Genomic DNA, 14627 nt, shown 5'->3' on the forward strand with positions numbered 1-14627 from the left:
CTTTGCAACCGCCGACCAGCCTTCGGTTACTACTGATGGAGCCTCCATAGAAAGCAGTCAAGTGCTGAGAAACACAGAATCAGCGAGCGCTACCACCTCTGCTGCCCCAGAAGCTGAACCACCTGCCACGCAAAGCGCAACAGGCCTTCATCTGGGCAATACCAGTGACAACCCTCAGCAAGAGACAGAAAGTTTGTCAGAGAATACAGAGCCTGAAGAAACCCCTCGAATGAGTCAGGCCACTTTTTCAGTGACCCAGCAAGTCCAGGAGCTGCAACTGAATGGGGAATGGCTGGCTTCCCTGGAAGCAATGAATAGACTTTATAACAACTTTGAACAACTGAACTCTCTCGAACAGGTGACACTGCTCAACTTCTATACCAATGCGCTGATACAACTGAAAATGTGGCAGGAAGCTATTTCTGTGTTCACATTGATGTTAACTGTCCCGGACCTCCGAAGCGATTTAAATGCCCGAACACTGATTGCCCTGGGGCAGTTACATTCACGGGAAAATGAACCGGAAGCCGCCAGAGCCTACCTTGAGGAATGGCTGATTATGCATGGTGACCAGCCTGAGTACGCTGACCAACAAGCCCGGGTAGAAGAGCTGTTATCTGAACTATAGTTACCCTGGGTAGTGCCCGCGGATAGTTGCCGCGGATAGTTGCTGCGGAAAATTAACGCGGATAGGCACTACAGATAAATACGACAAAGAAGATTGTCCAAAAAAAGCGGTGGTACGTCACCGTACCACCGCTATCCTTTCTTGCAGGACTATTAATTAACGCAGATCAAAGCGATCCAGCGTCATTACTTTCGTCCAGGCATCCACGAAGTCACCGACAAATGCATCAGCACCTTCATTGGTTGCATAATACTCTGACACCGCGCGCAGCTCAGAGTTCGATCCAAAGATCAGATCAACCGGTGTAGCAGCCCATTTCATTTCACCGCTGTCCCGATCGTAACCTTCGTAGATGCCAGCCATGTTTTCTGACTGTTTCCACTCGGTGGACATGTCGATCAGGTTAGCAAAGAAGTCATTACTCAGGGTCTGCGGCCGATCTGTGAAGACGCCGTTGTCCGATCCATCAGCATTGGCATCCAGCACACGCATACCACCAACCAGCACTGTCATCTCAGGCACGGTCAGATCCAGCAAGGCCGCACGCTCAACTAACGCATCAACTGGTGCCCGGTCGTAACCCTCGGCAATATAGTTTCGGAAACCATCGGCTTTTGGCTCAAGATAACTGAATGACTCAACATCCGTCATTTCCTGTGTCGCGTCAGTACGCCCCGGTGTGAAAGGGACTTCGATGTCGTAACCGGCATCATCAGCCGCTTTTTCAATCGCGGCTGCGCCACCAAGTACGATGACATCTGCCAGTGATACCTGCTTATTACCTCGCAGATCATCGTTGAACTCGTCACGCACATCTTCCAAGGTACCGAGCACACGGTCGAGTTCGTCTGGCTGATTTACCGCCCAGCTATTTTGTGGTGCCAAACGGATACGTGCGCCATTGGCACCACCGCGCATATCAGTATCGCGGTATGAGGCCGCAGAAGCCCAGGCAGTGCGAACCAGCTCCGATACACTCAGACCAGAATCCAGAATCTCTTCCTTCAGTCGAGCCACCTCACGATCGTTAATCAAATCGTAATCTGCTTCAGGAACCGGATCCTGCCAGATCAAATCTTCACCAGGTACCATGTCACCCAAGTAACGGGTGTTTGGCCCCATATCCCGGTGAGTCAGTTTAAACCAGGCGCGGGCAAATGCATCTTCGAACAGCTCTGGCTCTTCCAGCCAGCGCATGGTGATCTCTCGATACGCCGGATCCTCCTTCAGCGCCAGGTCTGTGGTCAGCATCATTGGCGCATGACGTTGTGACGAGTCATGTGCGTCAGGCACCAGATCCGAAGCCTGACCAGCCGCTGGCTGCCACTGGATCGCACCTGCAGGACTGCGAGTCTGTTCCCACTCAAAACCGTATAGGTTCTGCAGGAAGTTGTGTGTCCACTGCGCCGGGTTAACTGTCCAGGCACCTTCCAGGCCACTGGTGACTGTATCAGCACCATTGCCTGTTCCGCAGTTGTTCTTCCAACCAAGACCTTGCTGCTCAATCGGCGCGGATTCCGGGTCAGGCCCCACACAGTTTGCCGGATCGTGCGCACCATGCGTTTTACCAAAGGTATGACCACCGGCAATCAAGGCAACCGTTTCTTCGTCATTCATAGCCATGCGGCCAAAGGTCAAACGAATCTGCTCTGCTGCAGCCAGTGGATCGGGATTACCACCAGGACCTTCCGGGTTCACATAGATCAGCCCCATTTGGGTTGCACCCAATGAGCCCTGTAAATCGCCGTCAGACTGATGACGATCACGGCCCAGCCACTCGCCTTCTGGCCCCCAGTTCACTTCTTCCGGCTCCCAGGCATCGTCACGGCCAAAGGCGAAACCAAAGGTTTCAAAACCCATGTCATCCATAGCGACTGTACCGGCCAACACAATCAGGTCAGCCCAGGATACCGCTTCACCGTATTTTTCCTTGATCGGCCAAAGCAGGCGGCGCGCCTTGTCCAGGCTGGCGTTATCTGGCCAGCTGTTCAATGGAGCAAAGCGTTGCATACCACCATCAGAGCCACCTCGGCCGTCAACAACACGATAGGTGCCGGCAGCGTGCCAGGACATGCGAATAAAGAAAGGACCATAGTGACCAAAATCTGCTGGCCACCAGTCCTGAGAGTCAGTCATTAGATCTCTCAGATCACTGACCAGTGCATCCGTGTCCAGGTCCTGAAATCGCTCTTCGTAATCGAATTCGGCACCACGTGGGTCAGCATCATCGGCATTATTGCGAAGCGGTGTGAGATCAAGCCGATTAGGCCACCAGTAAGCGTTATCAGGCGCGCCATCTTGCGCAGTAGCCAGATTTAATGGCAACAACGGTGCCGTGAATATAGCACCGAGTGTTAGCATGGAAATGGATCGTCGTAATGTGGTTTTTCCTATCATAGGATTGTCCCCCTGCTATGATGAGTCCATGAATGATTCATGTGAACAGTCAATGTATCGAACACCTTGCCTATTAATCCAATTGATCTTTTCTTGCTTTTTGATAGGTTTAATCGATCATCTATTTTTTATCGGCGATTTCACCTTAATTGGCTGTTATTGTTTGCAAACCCATTAAAAACGGAGGTTTGGTATGGAATACGTAGCATTACCGATGGCCGTAGTTGGCATGACATTCGGTATTATTGCCTTTACCCGTATTGCTGCACTGGAAGCAGAACTCAAGAAGCGCGGCCACCTGGATGAATCCTATGATTCGGAGGAAAAATGAGCTTGCAAAATATTCTCCAGACATTTGCCGTCATTAATCCCAACAAGCAGGTCAGTACCGAAATAGCTGACAGCTCCCTGTATCAACGACTTAATGAAGACTATAACAGCTTCAAAGGTTGTGAGCTTGTATCTTGCTATACATTCGATAAAGACTGGGATAGCTGGGAAATCCACCCCGCTGGCGATGAGTTAGTGATTCTGATGTCAGGTCTGGTGACATTTGTTATTGAATCTGGCGTAGAAACACGGGAAACCTGCCTGTCAAAACCTGGCGACTATGTCGTCGTACCTAAAGGACATTGGCATACGGCACGCCTGAGCAAGAGCAGTACTGTGCTGTTTATCACACCGGGCGAAGACACTCAGCACCGATCAGCCTAAACACGCCCCCTGTCTTCGACAGTGTTTTTGAAAAATACTTGCGCTCTCAATCATTTTAGCTATATGATTGCGTATTCAAGTTTTAATCAAATATATATCAATCTTATTGCAACCAAAAATCGAGACAAAAATGAAACCCTCTAGATCAGCCACCGGTATTATTTTGCTACAAGCCAAACTGGCAGCAAGGATGAGCCGAAAAATATCCAACCACCTCAGCTTGCACGGTGTCAGCCTGACCGAATACCTTGCACTGCACTACATAGCCAGCGCCGGACAACCTGAGATTTCTCGTATATTACTAGCCGAAAATCTGGAAATGAGTGCCTCTGGTGTCACGCGGTTATTGGCACCAATGGAGAAAAACAACCTGGTTGAGCGTACTCGTAACCCCAGAGATGCACGTCAGAGCCAGGTTCGTTTAACCGGACCCGGCAAGCAGGTATACCAGGAAGCTTCCGTCAGTTTTCAGGATACGGCTAATGATATGATCGGTGAACTACCTGAAGAAACAGCGAGTGCTTTACATGCGTGGTTTAAGCAAATGCTGCGCTAGGACGCAAAATAACTGTACATAGGTAAGTTAGTCGTTAAAGGTACTCTTGATGGCAGTTAACAACTTAGAACAAATGCTCAAAACCTTAGCGCCATCGTTGGATGACAATAGCTATGTGTTTTGCTCATTTCCTGACAGAAACGCGCTGCCCGATATTGACAAGTTCATGCCATTAGCAACCTTTCCGGAAGAGGAAGGCATCACATGGATTATCACTCAGGATCAAGCTGACAGACTAAAGCTGGTCTATGAACGACAAACAAAAGCCCGGCGAACCGGGCTTTTTGTTGTGCGGGGGCAGGGCCTGCTTTTTCTTCAGCTATCCAAGTCAGCAGGCCCAGTGCTATCAGTACACCCCGGCCAGCCCAGTCCCATTCACGTCTTCCACCGACATCTGCCCGATGATTTCCACGAGTGCATAGTCTGTGCCTTCATTATAGCCTGACAGGTCTTCATTCAGCTCGAAGTAGTGGCCACCGATCTTCAGCAGCTCAATGCCCTGCAGCGTATCGGTTTCGCCAGTGGCTGTTCGTGTTATTTGCAGTTGTAAATACTCAAGACTGATCTCTGGAACCATCGCTGTATCCGGATACACCACCTGGAAAGTAAAGTCAGCTGCACCGCCAGTGTAGACCGCCACGTCCGTGCCTTCGCCACCATCGAGCAGATCATTACCGTCACCGCCGACCAGACGGTCGTTGCCGGTGCCACCGCGCAGGATGTCGTCACCGGTGGCTGACGACCAGCCGGTTTCACTGGTTTGGTAGGTCTCTACCAACACCAGCTCGCCGTCTTCGTTGGCCAGCAGCTGATCCGCCTGTTCAGCATTTGCCAGGATCAGCATGGCATCGGCCCAACTGCTGCCGTTGCTGAGGAAGTTAACCCCCTCAGCAACCAGGGCATCAGAAGCACTGCCTTCGCCCCAGACGGCTTCGATCAGCATTTCGACCTGTACTTCCAGTGCCTGAGCCACCAGGCCCTGACTGTTGAAGTAGAAGTTTACGGCTTCGTTGGCCAGTGCCTCAGCACTGAGGTCGCTGTTGACGAAGGCGTTAAAGTCCATCAGTGATGGCTTTCTCACCAACGGCCGCCTTGTACAGCGTAGCAACCAGTTCCAGTCGGGCGTTATCTGCATAGCTGAACTGCAGGCGGGTATCACTCTCCAGACCGCTGCTGCCTTCGGTGAACCAGGGGCCGACCAGCTCGAAGGTCTCGGTGTCGGTAGCGATCACATCCGAGGCATTGAAGCGGCTGACCAGTTGGTTGTCTTTGAGACTGAAGATCCACTCACCGGCATCACTGGCTCCGCCTTGGATAATGTCGTTACCGCTGCCCCCTTCCAAGGTGTCATTACCAGCACCGCCAATGACCTTGTCATTACCGGCATCGCCGTACAGCATGTCATCACCGCCGCGGGAGCCGACCAGGTCGTCACCACCGCCGCCGCGCAGTACGTCATCGTCTTCACCCAGTACCATGATCTGTACCCGGCCATCGCCGCTCACCGAGTTCTGGCCGGTACCACCAATGATGATCACCTCACCAATGATGGCGCCAAACTGTACGCTATCGAGAATCAGCATCTGGCCAGTTGGCAGCTCGGTGGTATCAATGACCACCGCCACCGGTTTGCTGCCGGCCGGGGTACCGCTGACCTTGATCGGGCTTGCTGTTGGGGTGTTGTTCGCCACTTTTGGCACCAGGGTGCGCACCACCAGGTTGTCCGGATCGGGCAGATCACCCAGGAAGTTGTTGCCCGAGCCGGTCAACTCTTCCTGGTCTTCTTGCTGGCCTTCACCGTTAGTGCGCTGACGGATGGCGTTGATCAGACCGTTGGCACCGGTGCCACCGCCTTCGCTTTCGATGCGCATGCCTGAGCCGGTGGGCAGGCCCACTTCCAGCAGGCGTTCATCACCTTCTGTGACAACGGGCACATCGGCCTGTTCAGGATCACCGGTTTCTTCTTCGCGGTCATCACTAATAATATCGATCTCAGTGACATCAACGGTACTGCCGTCTTCGCGGGTTTCGGTGTCTGTATTAACTATGGCACCATCCGCAGAATCATCACTGTTATCACTGCCGCCTGAACTGCCGCCACCAGTCGAGGGCGGAGGCGCCGCTGCTATCGCACCCGTCTCAACACTGGAAACAGACTCGGCTTTACCACCCTCATCGGTATACTGGACGGTAGCGGATATCTTTTTACCCACATGCTCAGCTGCCAGCATCATGCTTTCTGCAGTCTGATCCGCGAGCACGACGCCATCTGCTCGCCAGACATAACTCAATGCTCCCAGCCCGTCTTTGTCGGCCAGGTCCTGATTGATCTGAAGTCGCATACCTGCCTGGGTACCACCGGTCAATTTCACAGTGCCCGTCGGCGCATCATTGATATTGTTCACCTCAATACTGACCGTATCACTGGTGCTTGAATACGGATCCGACGAGGATGTCCGGCCAATATTGACGAACTCTCCGCCCTCACCGCTGCTTTGATCCCAGGCATGGAAAGTGATGACATCATCCACGCTGCCATATTCATCAGCAGCAGGCTGCCAGTACAAATGCCCATTCGCTTCCAGTAACAGAGCGTTGTCACTGGCGACAGTTGTGAGCTCTTGCCAGGTACTACCGTTATTACGGGAATACCACAGCGTGCCTTTATCCGTATTGTTGGCGGAGATGACGATACCCTGCTCATCGCCCTGATCAACGTCGCTGACACCGGCCAGCAGGCTGGAGACCGCAGTGGCGCCAGCCAGACTGCCTGTTGCCGGTGCCGCGCTATCTTCATCAATAGCTGTCATCGCGGGAGACTGCGTGTCATCCAGCTCAGGGGAGTCATTGACCGGTGACACTGCCAGGCGGGCGGTAGCCGTTTCAGCAGAGTACGCTGTTGTGCCACCATCCGTGGTGGTATCGATCCGCTGTGCACTACCATTGGTGGAAGCCGCACCGACGGTCTGATCCCAGGCTTTAAATACCAGATCAACCTGACTTTCGGCGTTTTCCCCGTCTGGGACATAGCGCAACTTGGTGGCACTGTTCAATAGTAGCGCATTGATTTCAGCAACCGATGGCATATCCGCCCAGTTGTCATCATTCTGCGCATCATATTGCCAACTGCCATTACCCGTCATTGAAGTGATCGCGATACCCGATTTATCGTCACTATCAATCTCGCTGTAATCAACGCCGGCAAGAATAACAGCAACCGTTGTTTCAGAACTGATCTCATCTTCTGTTGTTGACGTAAGACTGAAGAAATCGTCATTCGTGATCAACGGCGCATCATTGTCCTCTGCAACAAAAACACTGGCCGTATCGCTGGCTGAAGAGAAGTGATAGCTGCCACCATTATTACTGACATCACCACGTTCGCCACCATAATTGACATCCATGGCCCGGAAAGTGATCGCATTATCGACACTACCATTCTCATCACTGACAGGCTGCCAATACAGGCGGTGATCACCATTCAGCAGCAAGGCGCTGCTTTCACTGACGGTACCCACCTGCTGCCAGTTATCACCATCATTAAAGCTGTACCACAACGTGCCTTTGCTGCTTTGGGTGGCCATGATGGCAATGCCAATATCGGTATCACCATCAATATCACTCACACCACCGGTCAGCGCAGAGACTAGCGTACTGCCTGCCGTGCTACCGTTAACCGGTTGAACAGCATCCTCACTGATGCCAGTCAGAGCCGGGCTTTGTGTATCATCCAATACCGGCGCATCGTTTTGGGCATTAATGGTCAGTGCGACGGAATCCGAACTGTCGGAATAAAAGCCATTGCTGATATCACTGACACCGGTATCGGCCAGTGACCCTGCAGAGACACCGCCTTCACCAGCGCTCCAGGCTTTAATCGTCAGGGCATCCGTAATCGTGCCGTTATCATTCTGCTCAGGCTGCCAGTAAATCTCATTCGTTTTCGACAGGACCAGAGCATTATCTTCGCTTAATGTCTCAGTGACCTGCTGCCAGGTTGTGCCATCATTCAAGCTATACCAGAGCGTACCCTTATCACTATTCATGCCGGTAATAGCGACACCTGATACCGGTGTGCCATCTGGGTCACTGATGCCACCCATCAGCGCTGTCGACACCTGTGTGCTACCGGCTGTGCTGCCATTACTGGGCGCAGCAGCATCTTCGTCGATACGGGTAAGACTCAAGTCTTTGCTGTCATCAATTTGCGGCAGGTCATTCACATGCACTACATTCAATGTGGCAGTCGCTTCATTGCTGGAGAAGGCACTTTGCCCGCCACGGCCTTCGGCTGCGCTAACATCGACAGCATCGCCCTGCGCACCGGTGAATTGATCCCAGGCATAGAACGTTAAGGTGGCCGACTCTCCCTGAACCTGATCCGGTACATAGCGCAGTGATGTATCCGCAGTTAACAACAGTGCATTTTCATCTGTGAGCTCAGCAATATCAGTCCAGTTATTGTCATCAGTGGAATATTGCCAGGCACCATTGCCACTGGCACCGCTCAGTGCAATACCGCTATCCGCATTTTCATCAAGATCGGCATAGCCAGCATTGTTCAACAAATTTGAAATGGCAAAAGCGTCGCTAGTGGTATCTTCGTCGGTTGCCGAGAGTACCTGAGTGCCTGCTGTCAGGGTTGGCGCATCGTTAACCGAATCCACCGTCACAGCAACCGACTCTTCCTGCTCGGAAAATGATGTCGTCCCCCCTGTGGCAGATGCACTGGCATAAGTACCACTTGTTCCATTAACACCATCCCAGGCGCGGAAGGTAAACACATCAATGGGTCCGTTATCATTACTCTCAGGCGTGAAATACAGCAAGGCATCACCATCCAGAAGTAACGCGTTATCCTGGTCCAGTGACTCTGCTTTATCCCAATTCGCGCCACCGTCAGTGGAATACCAAAGCGAGGCCGTCGTTCGACCACCCAACAAACCCGTAATCGCCATACCTGCCGGATTGTTCTCAACATCCGAGTAACCATCGAGGAGACTGGAGACCAGGGTCGCGCCATCATCCTCATCCTGGGTGATACCACTTTGAGGGTCTGCCTGATCTTCCGAGACGGTGGTTAATGCGGGTGAGTGTCCATCCACGTCCAGCACAGGCGCATCGTTGGCGCCGTCTACCTGGAGCGTGACCGTACCAAAATTACTGGAAAAGGCACTTGTTTCACCCGTTTCAATCTCAACCTTTGATCCATGCGTACCAGAAGTCATGTCCCAGGCCGAAAATCGCAAGTCGGCCGTCTCCGAACTTTTACCATCCCCCACATAACGAAGTTGAGTCTCACTGCTCAGCAACAATGACTGGGAACGACTAACCTCACCCACCACGCTCCAGTTATTGCCATCAGTGGTATATTCCCAGTCACCATTACCTGAAGCGGAAAAGATCGCAAGGCCTTTATCAGCATCGTTATCCACATCAGCATAACCGGCACTTTGCAGAAGGGATGTTGCCGTCACTGATGCCGAGGTTTCATCCTCGTCAATACTGGTCATCTCATATTCTGTGCCACTGTTCAACGTTGGTGGATCATTGAGGTCAGTCACACTCAGTGTGATGCTGGCCTGCTCTGTAGAAAACGCACTGTCGCCGCCATTAACCTGTGTATTCAAGGTCGACACACTCGCTTCATCACTGGCCGTACCCGCACTGCCATCCCAGGCCCTGGCTGTCAGTGTGACATCTTCTCCATTTTCGTCATCAGGTGAGTAGCGAAGCATGGCACTTTTACTCAGTAATGCGGCAGCGGAAGCGGCCACCTCCCCCAGATTGTGCCAGGTATCACCCAGATCAATGGAATATTCCCATGCCCCATTTCCAGATGAGCCAGTGACTGCAATACCACCGTCGCTGTTCTCAGTATCCGCATATCCCAGCGATGTTAGCAGGGTTGATACTGAGATAATGCGAGCATACTGCTCAGTTGTTGGCGTTGCCACATAATCTGTTTTCGACAACGTAGGTGCGTCATTAACGCCAGCCACACTGACAGAAACGTCATCACTGGCGGTAGAGAAATACCCATTGGCGTCGCTATTCAAGGTTGTTAGTACGCGGGTATCACCACCCTCAGGCGCCGACGCATCGCCGCCAGATTGCCAGGCCTTGACAGTAATCACATCTGAGATTTCACCAAACGTATCGGCATTGGGCTGCCAGTACAGGTGATCATCTGCATCAAGCAACAAGGCATTGTTATCACTCAACGTGGTGTTGCCCACCTTCAGCCAGTTATCACCACCATCCAGTCTATACCAGAGCGTTCCATCACTCATATTACTGGACGTGATGGCAATGCCAGTGACACTGTCATCATCCACATCCGTCATGCCCGTCATCAGCGCCGACACCGGCGTGGCATTATCGGTGCTGCCCTGCACAGGTGCAGCGGTATCCTCGTTGATACCTGTCAAACTCAGCTCTTTTTCCATACCAACAACAGGCGAATCTTCTACGGCTGACACACTCAAGGTAACGGAATGTGGTGTGCTGGAAAACGCTGTTTCCCCACCACGTGATGAGCTGGCACTTATATCTGCCCCTCCACCCACTGTCCCGGATATTTGGTCCCAGGCACGGAAACCTAATACGACAAGGGCCTCACCATCGACCAAGTCTGGTTGGTAATGAATAAGCGTCGTCCCGTCCAGCAGCAAGGCAGCCTCGCTGCTTACCTCAGTGATATCATTCCAGCTTTGGCCGTTATCATTCGAATACTGCCAGTTACCATTACCATGAGTCGTTGTAATGGCAATGCCTTCCTTTGCCTCACTATCCGCGTCTGAATGCCCCGCATTCTCCAGTAGTTGCGAAACAGAAATGGCATTCGTTGCAGTATCTTCATCCGTATTTGGTAATGTTTGTGAATCTTCACTCAGTACCGGAGCATCATTGACTGGATTGATCGTCACGGTAGCTGTGTCAGAAGATGCTGAGAATGCGCTACCAACACCATTTGTGGTGGTATCCACACCCGTATCGCCAGCCGCGCCAGCACTTCTGTCCCAGGCACGGAAGGTAAAGGCGTCAATGTCCTCACCACTGGCACCTGCTGCCGGCTCAAAATAAACCAGGTCACTAGTGCGCAATAGAAGGGCATTGTTTTCAGCCAGGCTACTGGCTTTTGACCAGGTTTCACCGGCATCAATGGAGTACCAGAGGCTGGCTGTACTGGCATTCAACTGGGTGATAGCGATACCACCAAGATCACTATCGACATCGGAATAACCTGCACTGACAATATTGGTCACTACCGTTGCGCCTTGTGCGGCACCGACTGTTGTTTCATTTACCGGTGCACTGGCACCTTCATCGACGGTCGTCAACGCCGGGGATTCGCTTGCATCCAGCACCGGTGCATCATTGACACTGTCGACCGTGACCTTCACCTCTTCAGTTTGTTCAGAGAAAAGTGAGGTGCCACCATTGTTTGATGTATCTACATACTCGCCGGTACTTGATATACCCAGCGCCCGAAATAGAAAGGCAGTTTCTGCCACACTGTTATTTTCATTCTCAGCTGGCTGCCAATAGACCCGATCCGTTCTCTTCAGAGTCAGTGCACTGCTATCGCTGACCTCATCCGCTTTTTTCCAGATCCCCCCATCGTTGAAACTAAACCATAGAGTCCCTTTGTCTGTTTCAATATCAGTGACAGCGATACCTGGCACTACAATACTTGAACCATCAGGATCGCTGACACCCTCCATCAGGGAGGACACCAGTACACTGTTGGCAGTGCTGTTTTCTGATGGTGCGCCTATATCCTCAATAGATTCCAGCATTGGAGATTTTGTTGTGTCGATGACTGGGGCATCATTGACATCATTCACGGTCAGGGAGAGCGTCGCCTTCTCGCTGGAAAAGGCATTGGTCCCGCCTTGACTGGTGGCTGAGCCCTGCCCCACACTGCCGGCATCCTGATCCCAGGCCCGGAAAGACAGGGTGGCGGTCTCGCCATTACTACCGTCAGCCTCATAGCGAATTTCGGTTTGCGCATCCAGCCTGAATGCACTGGTATCCGTCAATACTGCGGGCATGTCACTCCAGTCAGAATCATCGCTCGCTTTATACTGCCAGGCACCACTGCCACTGCGGCCTATAACTGCGATACCGCTACCATCGCCTGTATCAATATCAGCATAATTGGCATCACTGAGCAGCGTTGAAACCAGCACGGCGTCACTGGTCGTATTGTCATCTATAGCATCCAGTGTCACCGTGGCATCATCGGTCAGAGACGGTGCGTCATTCACCGGGGCAATATCAACGGTCACCGTATCAGTGGCGGTGGAGTAGGCAGTGTCATCACCATTGCTGGTGGTATCTGCCATGTCACCACTGCCTTGGCCATTGGTCTGATCCCAGGCGCGAAAAGTGAATGCCGTGACATCATCGCCATTGGTGTTAGCACTGGGCTGATAATAGAGCAGGTCAGTCCCAATCAAATGCAAGGCGTTCTCGGCCGTGACAGCTGAGACATTGGCTACTTCAGTCCACGTATCGCCACTGTCCTGGGAGTACCAAAACGAGGCTGCTTCATCGGCAATATCAGTAATCGCTATCCCCTGATCGTCATCGGCCTCCGCGTCGGTGACTCCGCCGAGCAAACTGGAAACCAGAGTTGCGCCCTGTTCGCTGCCTTTGGTGGTACCTGCCTCCGGTGCAATAGCATCTTCGTTTACACCGGTTAACTCGGGGGAAAGGGAATTATCCAGCACGGGAGCATCATTCACTGCCGTCAGGGAAACGGTTGAAGACTGGTTGGGGGCGACCGATTTGGAATCAGTGCCACTATCTACCAATTCAGTCAGGGTAATCACCCGGTCTGTCGTATCAGGCGCGTCGCTTTCAGATTTATAGGCCAGACCATTCAGAATGGTGGCCGCCTGCGCTTCCGAGACATCTCCCTGGAATGTGACAGTTGCCACACCTGATTCAACAGTCACTGTCGCCGTCATGGCGTCACTGAGCACAGATGCACTTTCACCATCATTTAACTGCAACCAGCCTTCTGAGGTATACAGGTAATCACTGCCATCGTCAGCCACATTGCTGACTGTCAGGGTAATGCTCTTGACGGTTTGCCCGTCATCGTTGGTGAGTAGGCTGACACCGCTATATAAATCAACCTCACTGCCATTTTCAATAAAGGTCGGCGTTGCTGTCGTTAATGATACAGAGGGTTCTTGCTGCGGGAGAATGGCTGGGCCTACAGCAAGATTATCAATACCTATTATATACTTTGGCGACTCAACCAACTCTATATACACGCGAGTGACATTGTTGAGCTGCCCTTCTGCTTGCCATGTTATCAGTGAGCCGGAGGCTCCTCCACTTGACAGGAGCTCTGACTGGTAAACATTGTTATTTTCATTATAAGCAGTGATTGCAATTCCTGAATTTCCCCCTATATCTATAGAGTTCAAAGCAAAGGCGCCGCCATCAGTGCGCTCTACCCTGAATGCAAGATGACTGGGCAGACCATCAGGCCGGCCAGCTCTAGCCGCAATGTGGACATCCCCATTTTGATTTACGCTACGAAATCCATACTCTATAAAGGGAAGGTTTTGCGGGGTACTGTGGTATATAACAACCCCTTCAATCTTCCATCCATCATGAAGTAATGTGGGAAACGCTCCGTAATCGTTCGCATCATTTAGAAATCCAATCTCAGTCCAATCAACATCATCGAACGTAACCGTAGTGGGTGATGTTATCCCCAGAGTGCCTTCCAATGAGTCAAAACCTATGGCCATTTGTTCAACCTGACCATGTTGATACTCCAGCGCCCAGTCTCCTCCCTGTAACGGATTTGCAGAGATGTCATCAGAGGCGGCAACATCAGCCAGCGTCAAGTGCGCCAGTTCATCAATAAAATGCGTTCCTTGCTCTCCTTTCGCCAGATCGCAGGCATAAAGCAACAGGTCGCCATCCGGGTGAAGCGCATCTTTTATTGCGGTTGTCAGTTCAGGGTAGGAATTCAGGTTATCGGCTGTGAGAGTGTTGTCCCCGAGTTGCAACGCACCACTGCTGCCATGCGAGTAAACGTGGATGGCGTCGACATCTTTATAATTGGCCAGCTCCTGTGCCAGCCCTGAGAGAGCTTTTTCAGATGCTGGTAACAGGACCACCTGCATATCCTTGGCAGTTGCCTCTGCTGCTATCGCCTGGTAGTTATCTACGCCCTGATCAACAATGGCTATCATCTTTGCGGCTGAATGTTGGCTCATGTCTTTTCCCTCAAGCTGTCTGGCACCTGCGACTGCTAACCTTGATGCATTTTTATTGATAAACTGAACAAAGCAGTTGCTT

Annotated in this window: 8 protein-coding genes; 5 read left to right on the forward strand and 3 right to left on the reverse strand. The window is 52.0% G+C overall.

The window, feature by feature from the left end:
- Positions 1-61 precede the first annotated feature (61 nt).
- Positions 62-628 carry a tetratricopeptide repeat protein gene (locus PSCS_RS00585; protein ID WP_157885575.1) on the forward strand — a complete coding sequence of 189 codons (567 nt, stop codon included), beginning with the start codon at positions 62-64 and terminating at the stop codon, positions 626-628.
- Between the two features lie 156 nt (positions 629-784).
- On the opposite strand, the gene katG is transcribed toward PSCS_RS00585, so the two are convergent.
- Positions 785-2989, reverse strand: a complete 2205-nt coding sequence (gene katG, locus PSCS_RS00590; protein ID WP_397387139.1) for a catalase/peroxidase HPI — start codon at positions 2987-2989, stop codon at positions 785-787.
- 229 nt (positions 2990-3218) lie between these two features.
- Between katG and PSCS_RS15950 the strand changes: the two genes are divergently transcribed.
- The 4 genes from PSCS_RS15950 to PSCS_RS16375 all read left to right on the forward strand — a co-directional run bounded on the left by PSCS_RS15950 (position 3219) and on the right by PSCS_RS16375 (position 4740).
- The gene (locus tag PSCS_RS15950; RefSeq protein WP_188619122.1) at positions 3219-3356 is read left to right on the forward strand and encodes a hypothetical protein; all 138 of its coding nucleotides are present in this window, start codon (positions 3219-3221) and stop codon (positions 3354-3356) included.
- On the forward strand, positions 3353-3739 hold the full coding sequence (locus tag PSCS_RS00595; protein ID WP_068809849.1) for a cupin domain-containing protein: 387 nt from the start codon (positions 3353-3355) through the stop codon (positions 3737-3739). The genes PSCS_RS15950 and PSCS_RS00595 overlap by 4 nt, the downstream gene beginning before the upstream one ends.
- A 130-nt stretch (positions 3740-3869) precedes the next feature.
- Positions 3870-4295, forward strand: a complete 426-nt coding sequence (locus PSCS_RS00600; protein ID WP_068809850.1) for a MarR family winged helix-turn-helix transcriptional regulator — start codon at positions 3870-3872, stop codon at positions 4293-4295.
- Between the two features lie 49 nt (positions 4296-4344).
- Complete coding sequence (locus tag PSCS_RS16375; protein ID WP_082866700.1) at positions 4345-4740, forward strand: ACT domain-containing protein; 396 nt, start codon at positions 4345-4347, stop codon at positions 4738-4740.
- Here the strand turns inward: PSCS_RS16375 and PSCS_RS16205 are convergent.
- Together PSCS_RS16205 and PSCS_RS00610 are read right to left on the reverse strand one after the other, a co-directional pair.
- Entirely contained in the window at positions 4642-5376 is a 735-nt protein-coding gene (locus PSCS_RS16205) for a hypothetical protein (RefSeq protein WP_267890023.1), read from the reverse strand. The genes PSCS_RS16375 and PSCS_RS16205 overlap by 99 nt on opposite strands.
- The gene (locus tag PSCS_RS00610) at positions 5348-14545 is read right to left on the reverse strand and encodes a DUF4347 domain-containing protein (RefSeq protein WP_068809852.1); all 9198 of its coding nucleotides are present in this window, start codon (positions 14543-14545) and stop codon (positions 5348-5350) included. Before PSCS_RS00610 ends, PSCS_RS16205 begins: the two co-directional genes overlap by 29 nt.
- Positions 14546-14627: the final 82 nt, after the last annotated feature.

The organism is Pseudohongiella nitratireducens (genome assembly GCF_001642735.1).
Classification (GTDB): domain Bacteria; phylum Pseudomonadota; class Gammaproteobacteria; order Pseudomonadales; family Pseudohongiellaceae; genus Pseudohongiella; species Pseudohongiella nitratireducens.

Coding starts and splice junctions, on each gene's coding strand:
- katG (WP_397387139.1), bottom strand. CDS start 2,989: ATGCTAACACTCGGTGCTATATTCACGGCACCGTTGTTGCCATTAAAT.
- PSCS_RS15950 (WP_188619122.1), top strand. CDS start 3,219: ATGGAATACGTAGCATTACCGATGGCCGTAGTTGGCATGACATTCGGT.
- PSCS_RS00595 (WP_068809849.1), top strand. CDS start 3,353: ATGAGCTTGCAAAATATTCTCCAGACATTTGCCGTCATTAATCCCAAC.
- PSCS_RS00600 (WP_068809850.1), top strand. CDS start 3,870: ATGAAACCCTCTAGATCAGCCACCGGTATTATTTTGCTACAAGCCAAA.
- PSCS_RS16375 (WP_082866700.1), top strand. CDS start 4,345: ATGGCAGTTAACAACTTAGAACAAATGCTCAAAACCTTAGCGCCATCG.
- PSCS_RS00610 (WP_068809852.1), bottom strand. CDS start 14,545: ATGAGCCAACATTCAGCCGCAAAGATGATAGCCATTGTTGATCAGGGC.